Origin of the sequence: Corynebacterium flavescens (genome assembly GCF_008693105.1) — a bacterium.
Classification (GTDB): Bacteria; Actinomycetota; Actinomycetes; order Mycobacteriales; family Mycobacteriaceae; genus Corynebacterium; species Corynebacterium flavescens.
The window spans coordinates 195677-215890 of record NZ_VXKK01000033.1 but is presented as its reverse complement, the minus strand read 5'-3'; the positions used below and the strand labels follow the sequence as shown (position 1 = coordinate 215890).

At 60.0% G+C, this 20214-nt stretch carries 14 protein-coding genes; 9 read left to right on the top strand and 5 right to left on the bottom strand.

Annotated elements, in window-relative coordinates; translation table 11 throughout:
• Positions 1–62 precede the first annotated feature (62 nt).
• Positions 63–1826 (bottom strand): CYTH and CHAD domain-containing protein, encoded by a 1764-nt coding sequence (locus F4V60_RS08425; RefSeq protein WP_075730179.1) that lies wholly within the window; start codon positions 1824–1826, stop codon positions 63–65.
• Between the two features lie 138 nt (positions 1827–1964).
• Positions 1965–2831 (bottom strand): DUF2786 domain-containing protein, encoded by an 867-nt coding sequence (locus tag F4V60_RS08420; RefSeq protein ID WP_170216837.1) that lies wholly within the window; start codon positions 2829–2831, stop codon positions 1965–1967.
• Positions 2832–3268: 437 nt separating this feature from the next.
• Here F4V60_RS08420 and F4V60_RS08415 point away from each other — a divergent pair, with 437 nt between their 5' ends.
• The 5 genes from F4V60_RS08415 (at position 3269) to F4V60_RS08395 (ending at position 9348) form a co-directional block, all read left to right on the top strand.
• Positions 3269–4606, top strand: a complete 1338-nt coding sequence (locus tag F4V60_RS08415) for a glutamine synthetase family protein (protein ID WP_075730178.1) — start codon at positions 3269–3271, stop codon at positions 4604–4606.
• An 8-nt stretch (positions 4607–4614) separates the two neighbouring features.
• Positions 4615–7671, top strand: coding sequence for a bifunctional [glutamine synthetase] adenylyltransferase/[glutamine synthetase]-adenylyl-L-tyrosine phosphorylase (locus F4V60_RS08410; protein WP_075730177.1), 3057 nt, complete (start codon positions 4615–4617; stop codon positions 7669–7671).
• Positions 7672–7845: 174 nt separating this feature from the next.
• A complete protein-coding gene (locus F4V60_RS08405) occupies positions 7846–8178 on the top strand; it encodes a hypothetical protein (protein ID WP_075730176.1) in 333 nt (110 codons plus the stop codon).
• An 11-nt stretch (positions 8179–8189) separates the two neighbouring features.
• Entirely contained in the window at positions 8190–8618 is a 429-nt protein-coding gene (locus F4V60_RS08400) for a hypothetical protein (RefSeq protein WP_075730175.1), read from the top strand.
• A 10-nt stretch (positions 8619–8628) separates the two neighbouring features.
• Complete coding sequence (locus tag F4V60_RS08395; protein WP_075730174.1) at positions 8629–9348, top strand: AAA family ATPase; 720 nt, start codon at positions 8629–8631, stop codon at positions 9346–9348.
• A gap of 15 nt (positions 9349–9363) precedes the next feature.
• Here F4V60_RS08395 and F4V60_RS08390 read toward each other — a convergent pair whose 3' ends face one another.
• Entirely contained in the window at positions 9364–10665 is a 1302-nt protein-coding gene (locus tag F4V60_RS08390) for an MFS transporter (protein ID WP_075730173.1), read from the bottom strand.
• Between the two features lie 38 nt (positions 10666–10703).
• Here F4V60_RS08390 and thrC point away from each other — a divergent pair, with 38 nt between their 5' ends.
• The 4 genes from thrC to F4V60_RS08375 are packed head-to-tail and all read left to right on the top strand — an operon-like array spanning position 10704 to position 13868.
• On the top strand, positions 10704–12146 hold the full coding sequence (gene thrC / locus F4V60_RS08385) for a threonine synthase (RefSeq protein WP_075731227.1): 1443 nt from the start codon (positions 10704–10706) through the stop codon (positions 12144–12146).
• The gene (locus tag F4V60_RS12535; protein WP_170216838.1) at positions 12147–12308 is read left to right on the top strand and encodes a hypothetical protein; all 162 of its coding nucleotides are present in this window, start codon (positions 12147–12149) and stop codon (positions 12306–12308) included. It begins immediately after the preceding gene.
• On the top strand, positions 12271–13305 hold the full coding sequence (locus F4V60_RS08380) for a trypsin-like serine protease (protein WP_232315908.1): 1035 nt from the start codon (positions 12271–12273) through the stop codon (positions 13303–13305). The genes F4V60_RS12535 and F4V60_RS08380 overlap by 38 nt, the downstream gene beginning before the upstream one ends.
• Before the next feature lie 26 nt (positions 13306–13331).
• On the top strand, positions 13332–13868 hold the full coding sequence (locus F4V60_RS08375; RefSeq protein ID WP_075730172.1) for an NUDIX hydrolase: 537 nt from the start codon (positions 13332–13334) through the stop codon (positions 13866–13868).
• Here the strand turns inward: F4V60_RS08375 and F4V60_RS08370 are convergent.
• Positions 13865–15406: a glutamate synthase subunit beta gene (locus F4V60_RS08370; RefSeq protein ID WP_075730171.1), complete on the bottom strand. Its 1542-nt coding sequence runs from the start codon at positions 15404–15406 to the stop codon at positions 13865–13867. The genes F4V60_RS08375 and F4V60_RS08370 overlap by 4 nt on opposite strands.
• On the bottom strand, positions 15406–19986 hold the full coding sequence (gltB, locus tag F4V60_RS08365; protein ID WP_075730170.1) for a glutamate synthase large subunit: 4581 nt from the start codon (positions 19984–19986) through the stop codon (positions 15406–15408). The genes F4V60_RS08370 and gltB overlap by 1 nt, the downstream gene beginning before the upstream one ends.
• Between the last annotated feature and the right edge of the window lie 228 nt (positions 19987–20214).

The following is a 20214-nucleotide window of genomic DNA, read 5'->3' as shown; positions in this document are numbered from 1 at the left end:
TGAAACCTTTACCCCGATCGCAACATGCCGGGCTCCATTTGGAGCCCGGCATAAGGCTGGTTTTACTTGGCCTTGCGCAGTTTCTTCTCCAAAGGCTTGAAGGCGTCCTTGATGTCCTTGTAGGACTTCTCATACTCCTGTAGGGAGCCCAAGCCCACTGCGCGTTCTCGCTGGTAGAGAAGCCCGTAGCCAAAGGTGTCCTCGCCTCGCCGGCGTGCAGCGGCCGCCAGTTCAAGCAGCTTATCGCGCGAGGTCACAGAGTCTTGGAAATCCCCTAAGACCGATTGCATCTTCTTGCAGGACTTGTAGAGGCGCTTGGTTTTCAATGTGGTTGCTGCACCGGCTGCCTCTGCGGCATAACGCAGCTTCTTCGCTGCTTTGCGCATGTCGTGGAAGTAGCTTTCGCGTTCGTGCAGTGAAAGCTCGGGATTACCCCAATTGCTTACTGCTTTCTTATGGCGCTTCACCAGTTTTTGATAAGCAGCGCCCAAGTGCTGGGCTAAGACAACCTCGATGTCGTGGGCAGGATCCTCGTGGACTTCCTCCACGGATTCAGTGGGTGCGGGGGGCTCCGCTGCAGATTGTAGTTCTTCAAGAACTGTCACTTCCGCTGAATCCTCTGGAAACCCAGTTGCTTCAGCAGCCTCAACACCGTCGATATTCTCGGTTACTTCAGTGGGCTCAACCTCTGCAGTGCCGTCATGCTCGGCAACGGGAGGATCCGCCAAGAAGCAGTCGAGTGACTCGAGGAGATCGAGGTAGCGATCAGAATCTAGTGCAGTGATTACTCGCCGGTGTGCCCGACGGTAAGCCCGCCCCATATCGTGGGCGATGTGCTCGCGCGTAGGTGCGTCGAGAGTGTCCGAATCTTCCGACGCAAGCAAGGCTTGCCAGCGTTCTTCGACCACCTCGGCGTCACGTGCCACACCCAAGAGCCCGGCTAGGGTCTTAAGCTCCGACTCGATGCGCTCCACCTGCGGGCCCACCACGATCCCGTGGAAAGTCTGCAGGTGGCTGCGCAGCTCGCGGGTGGCCACCCGCATCTGATGCACGGAATCCCATTCATTGCGGCGCACACGAGGATCGAATTCGACGAGTTTGTCGCGATTAGCACGCAACGCGGCCACCACCGCAGCAGCTGGGGAATCCGGGTCTACGTTTGGGGTTAGCAAAGAAGGCGGAAGAGGCGCGTTGTTGATGGAGTATCCGAGTGCGGTAGCGAGCTTGGACGGGGAAGAGGAAACCCGTGCGCCCGCTCCAATCAACAGGGACGTGGCGTTGCGCAGTGCTGAAGCCCCGTGCTCCGTCGCAGCAATGCCCTCCGCTAGCTCGATCTCCCACTCCCGCCAGGAATTCTGTTGGCCGCCGGGGAGGAAAGAGAAGCTGGTGACGTGATCATCACAGAACTCGGCGACTGGCTTGCGCTGTGAATCGGCCAAGAGGAGCTCGGTGCGGTTGTTATCTACTTGTGCGATGGGCGCGACGGGATTCTTGCGGATGATTGAGCGAACGGCGTGCAGAAGGTCGGCCGGAACCTCATAACGGCCATCGATCGGTTCCCCCAGCTCGGCGCGTATCTCGGTGCGGCCGTGCTTGCCGGGGAGCTTTATATGCCAACCGTCATCGTTGCCGCCCGTGCGCCGGCGCAGCGTGATCTTGGCACGGGTGAGGCGGAGATCCGCAGTGTCATAGTAGATGGCTGAAAGGGCGAAATGGCGGGTCTCGGCGATGGACTCCACTCCCTCGAGACGCGTGAGCTCGGGTGGCGGGGTGGACTCGGCAACAGCAAACTTGGCTTCGACCTCAAGAAAAGTCTTCGTAGACATACTCAAACACCTTATGGTTTATATAACTTCAATTGCTTAGGTGAAACACTACCCGCACAATGACAGCCATAAGCGCCGAGCAGCCAAGACTGACCGCTTAAAGGGGGCTGATACTCAGTGCTTTAGGCACGGAGCGCTTTAAGCACTGAGCTCGCGCCGCGCCTGCAAGTTTGGGGCACAGCCACTCCAGTGGGAGTTATCCGCCGCGAGCAAACCGTCCCGAGCCCCAGTCCAGTCACCGATGCGCAGAGAGAATGAAGTCAAGTCTGGAAAAAGACGGTCCCGGGCAGCTTCCGCGAGTAGCTGTCGCTGTTCTAGGAGAACCAAGTAGGGCGCTAACTCTAGGATTGGAGTCTGCGCAAAGCCGCCGGGTGCATCAAAGCCATAGCGGTCGAGCAAGACTTCTTCGGAGTCTGGAGTGACTGTCGCCCCACGGGAATTCGCATCAGTAAGCAGCTGCGCTATCCGCGTGGCGTAGGAGGAACGGAAGGAACGCCTATAGGACGCACATTGCCCTCTGGTGCTGGCTTCCTCTGCACTGGGGCCTTGGCGCATAAAGAAGTCACATTGCCGGTTGAGGGATTCAAAAAGGCTGCTCGTGTACCTTGCATCCGCCATCTCTCCTAGAATGCAGGCCACTCCGGCAGGGTGGACAAGCACACAGGAGCAGCCATTAGCCTGTGCAATGGCGCTTAGCAGCCCGAGTTGATGCTTGATATAAGGAGGGTGCAGGTGGATACGGAGTGAGCGGACAAGGTCTGGGTGCTCGCCCGTGCCATCCGCAGTGGGAATTCTATCCGCCATGGAAAGGTCGTGGAGGCGGTGGCGCTGTTGCAGCAACTGTGCGCGTTCCACTAAGGCCGCAGCCTCGTGTTCGAAAGTAGTTGACTCCGCCTTCTCGAGCAGGCGGCGGATCTTCTCTTGTACCCTAGCCCTAGAGCCCATCCCAGACCTAGAATTATCATCCGTGGCGAAGGCATCTCCGAGGATTGCGGTGTCTTTCATTGCGGGGAGACAGGAGAGAAGCCGGACGCATTTGGCCAGAGACTGCTTACGTGCTCGCAGTCGCGCGGGAGGATCGAAGTGAAGCCATTCTCTTCTTAAGTGATTCGAACTAATGCGCGCTGGAACGCGTATAGCTGCACGGTAAATGATCCCGTGTGCCTCTTTGCCCAAGATGTGGAGGAGATCTAGGGGAGACCAGCCCATTTGGGCAGCTTTGAGGATGAGATTAAAGGCTTGGTTGCTGAGGGGATCTAAACGGTTGTCCATCATTTTCCTTAGTACGTGTGTTCGTTTATGGAATGATTCAAGCATGACCCAACGACGCGACTGCCCGGTTCCTCCCCTCCGCACTACCCCCGCCATAACGGCTCTACCTGCGGCAACCTATCGAGTAAACCCGTCCATTCCATTAAGCAACGCACGGTAAGGTCTAAAGCATGAATAGCCAACATGAGTTCGTCCTCCGCACCGTCGAAGAACGCGATATTCGCTTCATCCGCCTGTGGTTTACAGATATTCTGGGTGCCTTGAAATCCGTCGTCATGAGTCCCTCGGAGTTGGAATCGGCTTTCGAGGAAGGCGTGGGCTTTGACGGTTCTTCGGTTGAGGGTTTCTCGCGCATTTCGGAATCGGACACCATCGCGCTTCCGGATCCTTCTACCTTCCAGATTCTTCCTTTCGATCAGGATGAACCGGACTTGCAATCCGCACGCATGTTTTGCGATATTGCGCAGCCAGATGGCCAGCCAGCCCTCGTGGACCCGCGTCACATCCTGCGCAGGCAGGTCACTGAGGCGGCTAATGATGGTTTTACCTGCATGGTCTCGCCAGAAATAGAGTTTTACCTTCTGGAAAACACGCAAGACATCACCAAGCTTTGCCCGACGGATAATGGCGGTTACTTCGACCAGGCTACGCACGACAACGCACCGAGCTTTAGGCGGCGTGCCATGTTGGCATTGGAGTCAATGGGGATTGCCACGGAGTTTAGTCACCACGAGACCGCGCCGGGACAGCAGGAAATAGACTTGCGGCACGCGGACATCTTGTCCATGGCAGATAACATCATGACCTTCCGGCACCTCATCAAGGAAGTAGCACGGGCCCAAAGCGTGCGTGCGACGTTCATGCCCAAGCCTTTCGAACATCTTCCTGGCTCCGGCATGCACACGCACATGAGCCTTTTTGAGGGCACATCCAACGCCTTCCACGATCCGGATGATGAGTTTTCGCTCTCGGATACTGCCAAGCAGTTCATCGCCGGCATCTTGAGGCACTCGCTCGAGATGACGGCAGTGACAAATCAGTGGACCAATTCCTATAAGCGCCTCATGTTTGGCAGCGAGGCGCCAGGTGCGGCCACGTGGGGCGTTTCTAATCGTTCTGCGTTGGTGCGTGTTCCCACCTATCGCCTAGGCAAGGCGGAGTCGCGCCGGGTGGAAATCCGCTCGATCGATTCCGCGATGAACCCGTACCTGGGCTACGCGGTGCTCCTTGCGGCAGGGCTTAAAGGCATCCGTGATGGCTATGAACTGGGAGATCCGGCTGAAGATGACGTACACAAGCTCACGCACCGTGAACGCCGCGCCATGGGGTATCAGGATTTGCCACTTAGCCTTGATCATGCGCTGCGGCTTTTTGAGAAGTCGGAGTTTCTGGCTGAAGTCTTAGGTGAGCACGTCTTTGAATATTTCCTGCGCTCCAAGTGGGAAGAGTGGCATCTATACCAAAAGCAGATAACCACCTTTGAGCTCAAAAACAACCTCAACTTCTAGGGAGAGTCATGCGTCCTGCCACAGTGCCTTCACCGGCAACTTTGGGGCTAACCCGTGCTAACGCAGCGGCCGATCTAGCGGAACTGGGTTGGAATAACCTGCAGTCGGTCGATCTTTTGTGGACTCTTGCTGCTGCGGGCAACCCTGACCTGGCCCTCAACACGTTGATCCGCATCTACGAATTGGCACCCGAGTTGGATAGTCACGTTCGCGATAACGAAGAATTGCGTGTGCGGCTCATTGCTCTCGTCGGTGGTTCGACAGCCTTCGGAGATCATCTCGCCGCCAATCCTCATCTGTGGAAGGAATTGGCCAAGCCTCTGCCAACTCCAAAGCAGATGCTGCAGGAGTTACTGTCCGTGGTGGGCGCGCAGCCTGCTACTTATGCGCAGAATGTGGATCGACCCGATACCGCACGGGACGATCTTTCGACGCCAGGCACGTATCGCGCTGCTGAGGGAGACTTTCATTCCGAGCTCAAGGCTGCCTATCGTACGTTGATGATGCGCATTGCCGCCTTCGATCTTGCCGGCACTTTTTACTCCCGCAAGGGTCAGAACAAGCCCCAGCCGCGGATTGAGTTTAGCGAGGTAACGAAGCTCACCACCGCGCTTGCCGACGCCGCTCTTACAGCAGCCTTGGCCGTCGCCGTGCGCCGTGTTTATGAAGACGCCCCGCTTGATGCGCAGCTAACGGTTCTTGCGATGGGCAAGTGTGGGGCGGGAGAGCTGAACTATATTTCGGACGTCGACGTGATTTTCGTCGGCAGTGAGGCATCCCAGAAAGTCACCCGCCTGGCCTCCGAGTTCAACCGAGTGGGTTCGCAGTGCTTCTTTGAAGTAGACGCCAACCTCCGCCCAGAGGGGAAGTCCGGTGCCCTAGTGCGCACACTGGAATCCCACGTGGCCTATTACCAGCGGTGGGCGGAAACCTGGGAGTTTCAGGCTCTGCTCAAGGCCCGCCCACAGACGGGCTACCTACCGCTGGGCCAGGACTATCTCCGCGAGATTGGGCCGATGGTCTGGACGGCCTCGCAGCGTGAATCTTTCGTCGAAGACATCCAAGCCATGCGGCGCCGGGTACTGGAGAACGTGCCAGATGAGCTCAAACAGCGTGAGATCAAACTCGGCGTGGGCGGCCTGCGTGACGTGGAGTTTGCCGTTCAGCTTTTACAGCTGGTGCACGGGCGCTCCGATGAGTCTTTGCGCGTGCTCTCCACCGTCGATGCTCTTTCGGCCCTCATTAAGGCCGGGTATGTTGGACGCGAGGACGGCATGCAGCTCATCGACGCCTATGAGTTTATGCGCCTTCTGGAGCACCGTCTTCAGCTAGAACGCTTCCGGCGCACCCATACGCTTCCTCCGGATGATGACCAGCCCGCGCTCAAATGGCTTGCCGTTATTGCGGGCTTCTCCGCCCAGAGCAATAAGTCTGCGGCGCAGAAGATGAATGATTACCTGCGCAAGGTCCGTTTGCGGATCTCTGAGCTGCACTCGCGGTTGTTCTACCGCCCGCTGCTCAATTCGGTGGTATCGATGTCTGCGGACGAACTCAAGCTCTCTCCGGAAGCAGCTAAGCTGCAATTGGCAGCCTTGGGCTACATCTATCCCGAGCGAGCTTTCGAGCACCTGAATTCGCTGGCGGCCGGCAATTCGCGCAAGGCGCGCATCCAGGCCATCTTGTTGCCGACCTTGATGAACTGGCTCTCGAGCACCGCCGACCCGGATATGGGTCTGCTCAACTATCGCAAGCTGTCTGAGGCAGCGCACGATAGCTCGTGGTTCCTGCGCATGCTGCGCGATGAAGGGATCGTCGGCCAGCGCCTCATGAAGATTCTGGGGACCTCTCCTTTTACATCCGACCTCATCATCGCCGCCCCAGACGTGGTCAAGCAGCTTTCCGACGGCGCTTCGGGCCCTAAGTTGTTGGAGACAAAGCCCGAGCAGGTTTCTAAGGCGCTGGTCAATTCCACCAAGCGCCACGCTAACCCCGATAAAGCGGTGGCGGTGGCTCGTTCGCTGCGCCGCGTCGAGCTGGCCCGCATTGCCGCAGCCGATCTGCTGGGGTTGATGTCCGTGCAACAGGTCTGCCATGAGTTGTCCACCATCTGGGACGCGGTGCTCGAGGCTGCGTTGCGAGCCGAGGTTCGCGCTTGGCGTAACGAGAGCGAGAGCCTGCCTCCCGCCCGCATCGCCGTCATCGGCATGGGGCGCCTGGGAGGAATGGAACTTGGGTTTGGCTCGGATGCCGATGTTATCGTCGTCGCCGACCCCGTGCCGGGACAAGATGAGTCAGATGCCGTCAGATGGGCGATAGGGATTGTGGATAAGCTGCGGCGCAGGCTATCTAAGCCTTCGGGTGATCCGCCCCTCGACGTGGACTTAGGCTTGCGCCCAGAGGGGCGATCTGGTGCGGTGGTTCGCACGATTGCCTCTTACGAGCGCTATTACCGGCAATGGGGCGAATCCTGGGAGATGCAGGCTTTGCTGCGCGCCGCCTTTGTTGCTGGAGACCACGAGGTAGGAGAGCGCTTCCTGGCTATGATTGATGAGTTCCGTTATCCCGCTGACGGGGTGAGTGAGGCCGTTATAAGGGATATTCGCCGGATGAAGGCGCGAGTAGACAATGAGCGCTTGCCGCGAGGAGCGGATCGCAATACTCACACGAAGCTGGGGCGAGGCGCTCTGACAGACATCGAGTGGACGGTTCAGCTCCTGACCATGATGCATGCCCACGAGTATCCGCAGTTGCATGATCCCTCCACGCTGCGGGTGCTCGATGTCCTGGAAAAAGAGGAGATTATTCCGCCGTCCCAGGTCCAAGACCTGCGCGCGGCCTGGCTTATGGCTACCGACGCCCGCAACGCGCTGGTGCTTGTGCGCGGCAAGCGCGTCGATCAGCTGCCCACACCCGGCCCCCAGTTGGCGCAGGTGGCGGGAGCGGCCGGCTGGCCCCCGGAGGAAAATCAAGAGTTCTTGGAGTCTTATCTGAAGCTGACCAGGCACGCGCGCAAGGTCGTCGATGAGGTCTTTTGGGGCGAAGCGGAGTCCTTCGAGCACGACTAGGTGACATCCCTGATCTTTCCCGGAGCTTCGCCATCCCGGGTGCCGAGCCCTGGGCTACGCGTCTAGTCTGGGGCTATCAATGCCACCTACCTACGGGCACGTTCTCAAACATTGAGGAAGCATTGATGGCCCGACGCGTGGTGGCGTGCCGCGAATAGAAACCTAAGGAGAATCATGTCCCTCACTTTGTCGCTAGACCTCAGTTCTGCCAGCGTGGCGGAGCTCTCGGCTCTGCTTGCAGCCGCCCGTGCTGCCGGCGTACAACCCTCAACGAAACTGTCGGTGGAAGGCTCGGTGCTCACAATTGACGTCACGCAGCCAGAAACCAATCCGGCCCGCCAAGAAGGGTGGGAGGACCTCCGTGCTAACACTGGACGCACAGGACGCTCAGATCGTCCGGTGGGGGAGACGACTATTCGCTCTCTGATCGACCTCTTGAACGAGCGCCTCGATCCCCCGCGTGGTTCCTTTGGCTCTTTTCTCGATCCGGATGGAAATGGCCGCTAGGATAATGCGGTGTGAAGAACTATAAGATCCTCTACCTATGGGCGGTGGTGGTCCTTGCCATCGCCGTCGTCATAGGCTGCGGGGTATGGGCCAGCACGCGAAATGATACACCGGTAGGCTCGCGCACGGTCAGCGAGGCCATTTCCGGTGGCGTTAGTCAAGAACAGCAGTCAGGCAGCGCTTCTTCTCTTCAAGATGACCAAGTCCTCTCCTTGGCATCCTCGTTGGGGATTCCCTTGGACTCCGTTCCGCGCGGAATCCTCAAGGAGCAAAGCTCGCGCGAACAAAATCGCGAGGAGCTGCGGCGCACACTCAACGTGGCAGTGGAAAACGGCTTGCTCACCAGCTTTGAGGCCCACGGCGTAATGCAAGCATTTGATGCTGGCCTGGTTACCTCAGCGGTCGATAGTTTTGTCGCAGAAAGCAGCCCTGCTCGATAGGCTCTAGTTCATGCTGGTTGAAAACTTCTACCTAGATGGAACACCCACCGAGGAGTTCTTGCTCGACCTGCCCTGCGTGAGCTACCTGGTCGACCTCCCTCACTTTGCGCTGCGCCAACCCGTGACCTGCTTCGTGGGTGACAATGGGATTGGCAAGTCCACTTTGTTGGAAGCGATTGCCTTAAATCTGGAGTTTGACGCCCGCGGTGGGAGGATAGCGGACCCAGCGCGCGTGAACAGGGACTCGCCACTGGCACGAAACCTGCGCTGCACGGTGAAAGAAAACCTTCAGCGTGGCTATTTCTTGCGGGCAGAGACCCATAGCGAGTTGTTGGAAGCCGGAAGCACCGAGGAGGAGCGTGGCGGGCGCTCGCGGCTAGACCCGAATATCGATCTCCATTCGCGCTCGCACGGTGAGTCTCTCTTTGACGTTATAGAAGAGCACGTCTCTGGGACGGGAATCTACATTTTCGATGAGCCGGAGGCGGGCTTAAGCGTGGTGCGGCAGATGGCGCTTATAGCGGAGATCTATCAGGCCGTAGAGCGCGGAGGGCAATTCATTATAGCCACGCATTCGCCCATCCTCTTGGGCTACCCAGGTGCAGACATCGTGGAGCTTAACTCGCTGGGATTCGAAAGAATCGACTTTGACTCCGCCGAAGCAGTTGCTGCCACGAGGGAGTTCCTAGAAGATCCGTGCGGGTCGGTGGATTACATTCTCCACGGCTAAGTTTGCTCAGTGTTTTTAGTCTTCTTCGATGGCCTTGACTGGCGGGCGTGTGCCGCCCGAGCGAGCACGCAGAATGTGGGTGATTATGACTCCCACGATGCCGATAGTCCAGATGGCCAGCACCGCTAGCGAAGCCACGCGGAAGTCGCCGAATCCATAGTCGGGCGCGCTGCCGCGGTGGTCAAGGATGATACCGAAGATCTGGGCGCCGACCATAGCGGAAATGAATCCTCCCATGTTGCCCAGCCCCGTGGCGGTGGCGACAACCTTACGGTCTAGGAACTCACGGACGATGTCGAATCCATAGTTGGAGGAGGGCGTGCACGCCGCCATGACGAAGATCAGGATCAGCATCGAGGCTAGGCCTGTGCCAAAGGCGAAGAAGACAAACCAACCCACAATGTGGATGAGCGCAAAAACTATAGCTGTCCAATCCCGGGTGCCACGCGCGCGTGCAGAGATGCTTCCGTGCAGGGGGCCGATGAGGATGATAAATACGGTGTAGGCCGTGAGTACCCAACCTGCGTGTATGGGGGTGATGCCCATGCCCTGAGTCATCATGGGCATGCCCCACAGCATGATGAAGACGTTGGGGGTAAGCATTCCGATGTAGTGGATGAAGAATGCCTGCCAGGCCACGGGGGAACGGAACACAGTGGCCAGCTGTTTGCCCACCGAGGCAGAACTCTCCCCGGGCTGTTCGCTCAGTGGCTCGAGGATTCCGAGCTTTTCGGGGGAATCAGCCACAGCAACGGCGGCGGCGACGCCGATGAGGATTCCGACTGCACCTAGGGTCACAAAGGCAACCGTCCAGCCGCTATAGCCCAGCAGCCACAGGAAAGGCACTGCGGATAGGAATTGTCCTACCTGTCCCAAAGATACGGTTACCTGGGTAAACATGGGCGTGCGATGCAGCGGGAACCAATAAGGCAAGATGCGCATGACTGACAGGAATGCGGTGGCATCGCCGGCGCCAATGAGTACACGGGCTGCGATGGCCACCCAATAGCTTGAGGTAAAACCCAAAAGGACCTGACCCACGCCCATGACTATTGCTCCGACAACGAGCAGTTTGCGCGGACCGAACCTGTCTATGAGTAGACCGGTAGGTATTTGGGCAAAGGCATAGACCCCCAGTTGCACTGAGGTAAAGACGGCAATTTGGGAGGCCGTGACTCCAAAACGGTCTATGGCATCGAGCCCGGCCACACCAAAAGAGGTGCGTCCGGCTATCGCCACGATATAGACCAGCACCGCCGCGACCCATATTGAAAGGGCCTTGGTGGTGACAACCTCACGAGGATTGGGCGCAGACATGGCTGATACTTTACGCGTGCCCTACTAAGATGCTTGATGTGAAGTACATTTCTACACGCGATAGCGACCGGACCCCAGCCGCCTTTACCGATATTCTCCTGGGAGGCCTAGCCCCCGACGGTGGGCTTTTCCTCCCGGAGGCGTATCCGCAACTCGATAGTGCCACCTTGAATAACTGGCGCAGCCTCCTCGCGGAGAAGGGGTATGCGGCCCTCGCGGCGGAGGTGTTGAAAGTCTTCGTCGACGATATTCCGGGCGAAGACCTCGAGGTCATCGCCGCGCGCGCCTATACCTACCCCAAGTTTGACTCGCCGGAGATTGTCCCGGTCAGTGAGCTAGGTAATGGGCTCTACATCGGTCACCTCTCCCAGGGTCCTACTGCAGCCTTCAAGGATATGGCCATGCAGCTCCTCGGTGAACTCTTCGAGTACGAGCTCGGAAGGCGGGGACAGACCCTCAACATTCTCGGTGCCACGTCGGGAGACACCGGATCTTCGGCCGAGTACGCCATGCGGGGACGCAAGGGTATTCGCGTATTCATGCTTACCCCTGCAGGCCGGATGACCCCGTTCCAGCAAGCACAGATGTTTGGCCTCGAGGACCCGAATATCTTCAACATCGCTCTCGATGGTGTCTTTGATGACTGCCAGGACGTGGTCAAGGCGGTTTCTTCTGACGCTGAGTTCAAGGCCAAGTACCGCATCGGAGCGGTTAACTCCATCAACTGGGCGCGGCTTATGGCGCAGGTTGTCTACTACATCAGCTGCTACTTCAAGGTGACCGCGGATAATGAGGAGAAGGTGTCCTTCTCCGTCCCCACCGGCAACTTCGGTGACATCTGCGCGGGACACATCGCGCGCCAGATGGGGCTGCCCATCGATCGCCTTATCGTCGCAACCAACGAGAACGATGTGCTCGATGAGTTCTTCCGTACCGGTAGCTACCGCCCCCGCCCCGCCTCCGAGACGCTGGCTACGTCTTCTCCCTCGATGGATATTTCACGCGCCTCCAACTTTGAGCGCTTCGTCTTCGATCTTTTGAGCCGCGACGCTGCAGAGACCTCCGAACTCTTTGGAACCAAGGTCAAGCAAGGCGGATTCGTCATCGACGCCGATCTTGTAGAAAGAGCGCGGGATGAATACGGCTTCGTCTCCGGTTCCTCCACTCACGCTGAGCGCTTGGAAACTATCCGCGACATCGAAAAGCGCTACGGCTACCTTTTGGATCCGCATACCGCCGATGGAGTAAAGACCGCACAGCGTGCGCAAGAGGCAGGGGTGCAGACCCCCATCGTGTGCCTGGAGACGGCGTTGCCGGTGAAGTTCTCCGAGACCATTGAAGATGCCACAGGACACGCGCCCGCAGTGCCGGAGCGCTTTGCGGATATTCTCGCCGCGCCGCGCCACATCAGCGACTTGCCTAATGACGCCGCCCAGGTCAAGGACTTCATCGTCCATTCAATCGAGAAGACGGAGGTTTAGATGGCTCAGGAGAGGTTCGCCGCAGCGGAGTACTTCAACGAATTTGATCCGGAGAAGTTCATTCGCGAGCTAAATAAAAAGAACGAACAATGCCCGGTGGAAAGTACTTCCACCGAGGACAACAATGGCGAAGAGACTGACGGGCCTGGTGAGAAGCGCTAAGACCGCGCGGAGCGCACTGGCTGCAGTATCCGCGTGCGCGTTGCTCGGTTTCTTGAGCGCGTGCAGCGGTATCAGTGAGTTTTCCGAGCAGTTTTTGCCTGACAAGGGCGCCGATACGGGGGATGCTCCCGAGAGCGGAACTCAGGGCGGTCCTGGAGCAGGGATCCATGACCACCAAGCGGAAGGCGCGTTTGATGGCCAAGGTGATAGCCCGGGTGATAATCCAGACGCTAATGCACAAGACGCGGATCGCGCGCCGGGCATGACCTCCTATAAACCGGCGCTTGCGGCTTTGCCGCCTGGCACGGCGATTGATATTTCGGGGCAGGTGCCAACTCCTGGGGCTTCTTTCAACTTTCAGGTCTGCACCGCGGCATGGTCTTTTCAGCTGGAGGATGGCCGCAGCATTGCCGTCGCGGCATCGCATTGCGCGAAGCCGGGAGAGAAGGTGTGGGCGGGAGTGCAATCGGGGGAGTTTCGCTACCCGGCCGAGCCCATCGGTGAAGTGATCTACTCGGATCTCTATGCGCAACCAACGCATGACTTGGACGTGGCATTCATCGAGCTCTATCGCAATGCCGAGTATTACACTCCTGAATGGATGGGCACAGAGATCGCACAAAGCCTAGATCATCTTCCCAGCCAGGTGTGCAAGCTGGGGCGCAGCACCGGGCAAACATGCGGGCAGTTCAGTCACGACACTCAGCCATCCAAGCTGCTGGCCGGCGAGGATTCTCTTGAGTCAAACGCTGCCAGCGCGTCGGTGTGCGCTGCGGCGGGTGATTCCGGCGGGCCGGTCTATGCGCAACTGTCACAAGGACCCGTCATCGTGGGGTTGGTTTCAGGGACGAACCGGCATTTGGAGCCAGGGGAGACGTGTAGCACGGGGAGTGAGACGGGCATCGCGGCAGAGAAAAGCATCGAAATGTCTTTTACCCCGGCATCTGATATCGACGCTCTCATTCACCAAGTGCTGGGCACTCCGGCGCGGGCCTAGGCACGCGCTGCGCTAGAATGCGGACTATGCCAACTCCGGATTTCATCATTCGTTTGCGCGAGAAAATCGGCCACGATCCACTCTTTCTTCCCGGCTGCGTCGCCGTCATTGTGCGGGACGTTCCCGTTGGGGCGCCGTTGTGGGAGGTTCCTTCAGTGCTTCTAGTGCGCCGAGCCGATACCGGTGCATGGACGCCTGTCTGCGGGATCTGCGAGCCCGGCGAAGACGTCGGGGAAACGGCAGTGCGTGAGGTCAAAGAAGAGGTGGGCTTAGACGCTCAAGTCGAGGCGCTGCTGGGAGTGGGGGCGGGAGAACCCGTCACCTATCCCAACGGAGACCAGTGTTCCTTCATCGAAACTGCACTGCGCCTATCAGTCGCAGATGACGCGCAGGCCAGCATCAGCGACGAGGAAAACACTGAGTTGCGTTGGTTCTCCGCGACCCAGCTTCCGCAGGAGATCAATCCGCGCCACCGCATGATGATCGCAGATGGCGTGGCGCAGATGAAGCACCCCGCAGGCTTTCGCCCGCGGGTGGGATTCCACAAACGCTCGCGGGCTTAGACTCGCAGCGGGTTGGTGCGTGGGGTGACGGCGACGGGCAGGGCGGTCTCGCCCATGAGGTCGGCGTCGACAGCCGCGGCGGCAGCGCGGCCTTCCGCGATGGCCCAAACAATGAGGGACTGGCCACGCCCATTGTCGCCCGCGACATAGACCTTGGGCTTGAAGCCGGGGAAAAGCGGCTTTACCTGGGCGCGGTATTCCTCGTCGCGCACCATGCGGCCGCGCTCGTCGAAGGCGACTCCGAGTTCATGGATGAGCCCGGAACGCTCCGCGCCTTGGAAGCCAAGGGCGATGAGTACGAGGTCGGCATCCAATTCGAAGTCCGTATCCTCCATGGGCTGGCGGCGCCCGTCGACGACCTCCACCTCGTTGCCGCGCAGCGAGGTTACTCGGCCTTCTGAGCCGTGGAAGGAGACGGTGTTGACGGAGTAGATACGGTTGCCAAGAGTGTTCCCCGGCACGCGGGTGGCAAGACCCAGGGCGGCGATTTCCTCGGCGGATTCGTCGCCGGAGATGGTGTACTCGCCTTCCTCGTGAGCGGTAGCTGTGCGGTAGAGGAGCGGATACATTGGCCACGGCGTGGAGGCAGCCCGGTTGCGGGGCGCGCGCGGGCGGATGTCGAATTGAGTAACCGAGGCCGCACCTTGGCGCAGTGCGGTGCCGAAGCAGTCGGTGCCGGTATCGCCGCCGCCGATGATAACAACTTTCTTTCCCTGTGCTGAGATAGCGGACTCTTCGTAGTCGCCCTCATTGACGCGGTTCTGCCAGGTCAAGTACTCCATGGCCGGGAAGATTCCAGAGAGCTCACGTCCGTCGACGGGAAGATCGCGGGGCACCGGGGTGCCCGTGGCGAGGACTACTGCATCGAATGCGGAGAGGTCCGCGGCGGTGGGGGAGACTCCCGTGCGGAACTCGGTGCCCTCTTCTTCCATTTGGGTGATGCGGCGATCGATCCAGCGGTTATTCATCTTGTACTCGGGCACTCCGTAGCGCATGAGCCCGCCGAGACGATCATCACGCTCAAAGACAGTGACCTTGTGACCTGCGCGAGTCAGCTGCTGGGCTGCGGCCAGACCTGCGGGCCCAGAGCCGACGACGGCGACGGCCATGCCGGTCACAAGTGAGGGCCGGATGGGCTGCACCCAGTCCTCGTCGAAGGCCTTTTCGACGATGGTCAGCTCAACGTTTTTGATTGTCACGGCATCGTCATTGATGCCGAGCACGCAGGCTCCCTCGCAGGGGGCTGGGCACAGGCGGCCAGTGAACTCCGGGAAGTTATTGGTCGCGTGGAGCCGGTCGTAGGCCTCACGCCAGCGGTCTTGACGCACGAGATCGTTCCACTCGGGAATAATGTTGCCCAAAGGACAGCCCTCGTGGCAGAAAGGGACGCCGCAGTCCATGCAACGAGTGGCCTGCTGTTCGATCTGGCCGTCGGGGGCCTTCTCATAGACTTCGCGGAAGTCGAGCAGGCGCAGCGGCACGGGGCGGTGTGCGGGTTCGCGGCGGTCATACTTTTGGAATCCATGTGGATCGGCCATTATTTCACTGCCTCCATGATTGCTTCGTTGATGTCGCGACCCTCTTGGGAAGCGACGTCGATGACGTTGAGTACGCGGCGGTAAGGGGCGGGAACGATCTTCACCATGTCCTGCGGGCGCGCGGTGGTTGTGGAGCTGGTGCGGGCAATGTGCTCGGCGATGATGGCGGAGAGGAACTCGATGTCCTCCTCGCCCAATTCCTCGATTCCGTCGGCCACGTCCTTGCTCAAGCGCGACTGCACATCGGGGCTGTTGAGGAGGTAGGCGGTTCCGCCGGACATTCCGGCGCCGAAGTTATCTCCCACCTCGCCCAAGATGACGACCTTTCCGCCCGTCATGTACTCGCATCCGTGGTTTCCGGTGCCTTCCACCACTGCGGTGGCACCCGAATTTCGCACGCAGAAGCGCTCGCCTACGGTGCCGCGGATGAATAGCTCGCCCGAGGTTGCGCCATAAGCGGTGACGTTTCCCGCGATGATATTCGGGTTAGTGGGCAGCTGCCGCGGAGTAGCAGGGGAAGGCCGGACAACGATGCGCCCGCCCGATAGGCCCTTGCCTACGAAGTCGTTGGCGTCACCAACCAGGTCCAAGGTGAGCCCGGAGGGGATGAAGGCACCGAAGGAGTTTCCGGCCGAGCCGGTGAAACTGATGGTGATGGTGTCCTCGGGCAGGCCCTTGGCACCGGAAGCGCGGGTAATCCGGGAGCCCAGCATCGTGCCCACCGAGCGATCGCGGTTGGAAATGGGATGGTGCAGGTGCACGGAAGGGTTCTCCGAGGCACTCATCCAGCTGGGCGCGTTGGCTGAGGACTTCGCAGCGGCGGCGTCGATTGTCAGCTGGGACTCGGAGATGAGCAGGTTGTCGAGTGCGTTCTCCAGGGAGTGATCCTGGGTGCGCGTGCACCGCAGGTTCTGGTTGCGGAAGTGCGGGGATTCAACGCGCTCGAAGATCGGGCTCAAGTCCAAGGCGGCGGTGCGCTCGCTCGGAGCCTCCGTGCGCTGGTTCAGGACCTGGGCCTGACCCACCGCCTCGTCGATGGAGCGGAAGCCCAGCTGGGCGAGGTACTCGCGCACCTCTTGGGCAATAAAGGTGAAGAAGTTGACCACGTGTTCGGCGCGACCCGTGAACTTCTTGCGCAACTCCGGATTCTGGGTCGCAACACCGACCGGACAGGTATCGAGGTGGCACACGCGCATCATGATGCAGCCCTCGACGACGAGGGGGGCGGTAGCAAAACCGAATTCCTCGGCGCCCAGCAGAGCGGCGATGATGACGTCGCGGCCCGTCTTGAGCTGTCCGTCGCACTGCACGCGGATGCGATCGCGCAGACCATTGAGCAGCAGCGTTTGCTGAGTCTCCGCTAGGCCAAGCTCCCAGGGGCCGCCGGCATGCTTGAGCGAGGTCAGCGGGGAAGCGCCGGTGCCACCGTCATGGCCGGAGATGAGGACGACATCGGCGTGGGCCTTGGAAACACCCGCGGCGACGGCGCCGATGCCCTGCTCTGCCACGAGTTTGACGTGGATGCGAGCGTCAGGATTAGCGCACTTGAGGTCGTGGATGAGCTGGGCCAGATCCTCGATGGAGTAGATGTCGTGGTGCGGCGGCGGGGAGATGAGGCCGACGCCTGGGGTCGTGATGCGGACCTCGGCGATCCACGGATAGACCTTGTTCGGCGGCAGCTGACCACCTTCTCCGGGCTTGGCGCCCTGCGCCATCTTGATCTGGATGTCGGTGCAGTTGTTGAGGTAGTGGCTCGTGACACCGAAACGGCCGGAGGCCACCTGCTTGATGGCAGAGCGGCGCCAATCGCCATTGGCCTCGATGTCGAAGCGCTTGGGGTCCTCGCCACCCTCGCCGGAGTTGGACATGCCGTGCAGGCGGTTCATGGCGATGGCCAGAGTCTCATGCGCCTCGGAGGAGATGGAGCCGTAGGACATCGCACCGGTGCTAAAGCGGGTGACAATATCAGCGACGGGCTCGACCTCATCGACGGAGATGGCCGGGCGATCCGGTGCGAACTCGAAGAGCCCGCGGATGGTAGCCAAGCGCTGGGATTGGTCGTTGACCGCGCGAGTGTAGTCCTTGAAGATCTGGTACTGGCCGGTACGGGTGGCGTGCTGCAGCTTGAAAATGGTCTCCGGGTTGAACAGATGGAACTCGCCCTCGCGGCGCCACTTATACTCGCCGCCCAGCTCCAGCTCGCGGTGCGCGTGCTCCTCGGGGCGGGGCAGGAAGGCGCCGCGGTGGCGGGCCTCGACGTCGGCTGCGATATCGTCCAAGCCGATGCCGGAAATAGGGGAGTTGATTCCGCCGAAGTACTCGTCGAGGAGCTCTTGGCGCAGACCCGTGACATCCGCAAGCTGGGCGCCGCGGTAGGAGGACACGGCGGCGATACCCATCTTGGACATCACCTTGAGCACGCCGGTCGTGGCGGCCTTGATGTAGTTGGCGCACGCCTCGTCGAGGGTGAACTCGCCGAGCTGGCCTTTAAGCCGCAGCTCATCGATGGTCTCGAAGGCCATGTAGGGGTTGATGGCATCGGCACCGAAGCTGATGAGCATCGCCAGATGATGTACCTCGCGAGCGTCACCAGTTTCGATGACCAAGGAGGCACGCGTGCGGGTGCGCTCGGCCACGAGGTGTTGGTGGATGGCAGAAGTAAGCAGAAGGGAAGGGATTGGGGCGAAGCGCTCGTCGGATTCGCGGTCAGAGAGCACGAGGAGGGTTTTGCCCTCGGCGATGGCGGCGGAGGCTTCGCGTCGCACGCGAGCAATAGCCTCGCGCAGCCCGCGGCCGTGGTGCGCCACGGGGTAGAGCCCGGAGATGACGGCGGCGCCAAAATTCTCGGCTTTGCCCTCGTCATTGGCGTGGACCAGGGTGGTAAAGGCCTGGTTGTCGATGATGGGGCCGTCGAGGTGGATGCGGCGGGCGGCCGTGGCATCGGGGTTCAAGACATCGGACTGCGCACCTAGCAGGGTGTACATCGAGGTGATGTTCTTCTCCCGGATGCTATCGAGCGGCGGGTTCGTTACCTGCGCAAAGCGCTGCGCAAAGAAGTCGAAGAGCATGCGCGGGCGGTTGGACAAGGTGGCTATGGGAGTATCAGAGCCCATGGAGCCGATGGCCTCGGAGGCGTTGAGCGCCATCGGCCGGATGATAAGGTCCACATCTTCTTCGGTGATTCCGAAGACGCGCTGGCGCAGCACCGCCCGGTTGTGGGGCATGTAGTTGTATTTGGTTTGCGGCAGGTCATCAATGTGCACGAAGTTCTCACGGATCCACTCGCCATAAGGCTCTGCGGTGGCCAAGGCGTGCTTGATTTCCTCGTCGTCGATAATGCGGCCCTGTGCGGTGTCCACCAAGAACATGCGGCCAGGTTGGACGCGGGTGCGCTTGACGACGCGCGCTGGGTCGATGTCGAGCACTCCAGCTTCAGAAGCCATCACGACGAGGCCTTCATCCGTGATCCAGATACGTCCTGGGCGCAGTCCGTTGCGGTCGAGAACAGCGCCCACGACGGTTCCATCCGTGAAGGCGATTGCCGCAGGCCCATCCCAGGGCTCCATGAGGCAGGAATGATACTCGTAGAAGTCCCGCAGCTGGGGGTCGAGCGCATCGGCGTGCTCCCAGGCTTGGGGCACCATCATCATTACCGCGTGGGGCAGGCTACGCCCGCCGAGGTGCAGGAGCTCAAGTGCTTCGTCGAAAAGCGCGGTGTCAGAACCGGAGGGCGCGCAGATGGGAAGCACGCGGTCGAGCGGGCCTAGCTGCGCCGACTGGATGAGGGACTCGCGGGCGCGCATCCAGTTCTCGTTGCCCTTGACGGTATTGATCTCGCCGTTGTGCGCGACCATGCGGTAGGGGTGGGCAAGCGGCCACGAGGGGAAAGTATTGGTGGAAAAGCGCGAGTGTACGAGAGCGATGGCAGATTCCATCAAGGGATCGCGCAGGTCGCGGTAGAAGCTCGCCAGCTGCGGGGTAGTGAGCATGCCCTTGTAGACAATGGTGCGCGAGGACAAGGACGGGAAATAGATGGTCTCTTCGCCGTTCTTGGTGCCGAGCTCGCGTTCGCAGCGCTTGCGCACGAAGAACATGACTCGGTCTAAGTCAATGCCCTTCTTGCCGTCGGCGCTCAGGAAGATCTGCTCGAAGTGGGGCATGGCCTCCTTGGCCATTTCACCCAGCTCGGCTGGGTTGACCGGAACTTCGCGCCAGCCTAAGACGGTGGCGCCTTCCTCGGCGGCGATCGCTTCGATCTCGCGCTTTGCGTCCAACATGGACATGCGCTTCTTGGGCAGGAAGGCGATGCCGGTGGCGTAGCTTCCTGCTGCCGGAAGATCAAATCCCTCCTGCGCGGCGGCTGCACGGCAGAAGCGATCAGGGATCTGAATGAGGATGCCGGCGCCGTCACCCGTATTGGTCTCCGCTCCCGCGGCACCTCGGTGCTCGAGGTTGACCAGCGCCTGGATTCCCTTCTCCACGATGTCGCGCGACGAACGTCCATACATATCGGCGATGAATGCCACGCCACAAGCGTCATGCTCGTGCGCGGGATTGTAGAGGCCTTGTTTCTTGGGCATATCTACCTCGTTTACTCCATGGCAGTTCGGCCTCCTCTCGCCGCTTCTCCCAGGGGTAGGGGGAGTAGAAAGCAGTTGCGAGGGTGGAAACCGGTCCACCGTTATCTATTGCACGATAGAAAGATTAGCCTATCCCGCTATAGAAAAGCCAATTTTTTATTTATCTACCCCGCATAGACCACCCGCATGGGAGCTCCGCGACGCCCGCCTGTACCCACGTTGCACCGT

What these genes read in the sequence shown, in the direction of transcription:
- F4V60_RS08425 (WP_075730179.1), bottom strand. Translation starts at nt 1,826, where the DNA reads ATGTCTACGAAGACTTTTCTTGAGGTCGAAGCCAAGTTTGCTGTTGCC.
- F4V60_RS08420 (WP_170216837.1), bottom strand. Translation starts at nt 2,831, where the DNA reads ATGAAAGACACCGCAATCCTCGGAGATGCCTTCGCCACGGATGATAAT.
- F4V60_RS08415 (WP_075730178.1), top strand. Translation starts at nt 3,269, where the DNA reads ATGAATAGCCAACATGAGTTCGTCCTCCGCACCGTCGAAGAACGCGAT.
- F4V60_RS08410 (WP_075730177.1), top strand. Translation starts at nt 4,615, where the DNA reads ATGCGTCCTGCCACAGTGCCTTCACCGGCAACTTTGGGGCTAACCCGT.
- F4V60_RS08405 (WP_075730176.1), top strand. Translation starts at nt 7,846, where the DNA reads ATGTCCCTCACTTTGTCGCTAGACCTCAGTTCTGCCAGCGTGGCGGAG.
- F4V60_RS08395 (WP_075730174.1), top strand. Translation starts at nt 8,629, where the DNA reads ATGCTGGTTGAAAACTTCTACCTAGATGGAACACCCACCGAGGAGTTC.
- F4V60_RS08390 (WP_075730173.1), bottom strand. Translation starts at nt 10,665, where the DNA reads ATGTCTGCGCCCAATCCTCGTGAGGTTGTCACCACCAAGGCCCTTTCA.
- F4V60_RS12535 (WP_170216838.1), top strand. Translation starts at nt 12,147, where the DNA reads ATGGCTCAGGAGAGGTTCGCCGCAGCGGAGTACTTCAACGAATTTGAT.
- F4V60_RS08380 (WP_232315908.1), top strand. Translation starts at nt 12,271, where the DNA reads ATGGCGAAGAGACTGACGGGCCTGGTGAGAAGCGCTAAGACCGCGCGG.
- F4V60_RS08375 (WP_075730172.1), top strand. Translation starts at nt 13,332, where the DNA reads ATGCCAACTCCGGATTTCATCATTCGTTTGCGCGAGAAAATCGGCCAC.
- F4V60_RS08370 (WP_075730171.1), bottom strand. Translation starts at nt 15,406, where the DNA reads ATGGCCGATCCACATGGATTCCAAAAGTATGACCGCCGCGAACCCGCA.
- gltB (WP_075730170.1), bottom strand. Translation starts at nt 19,986, where the DNA reads ATGCCCAAGAAACAAGGCCTCTACAATCCCGCGCACGAGCATGACGCT.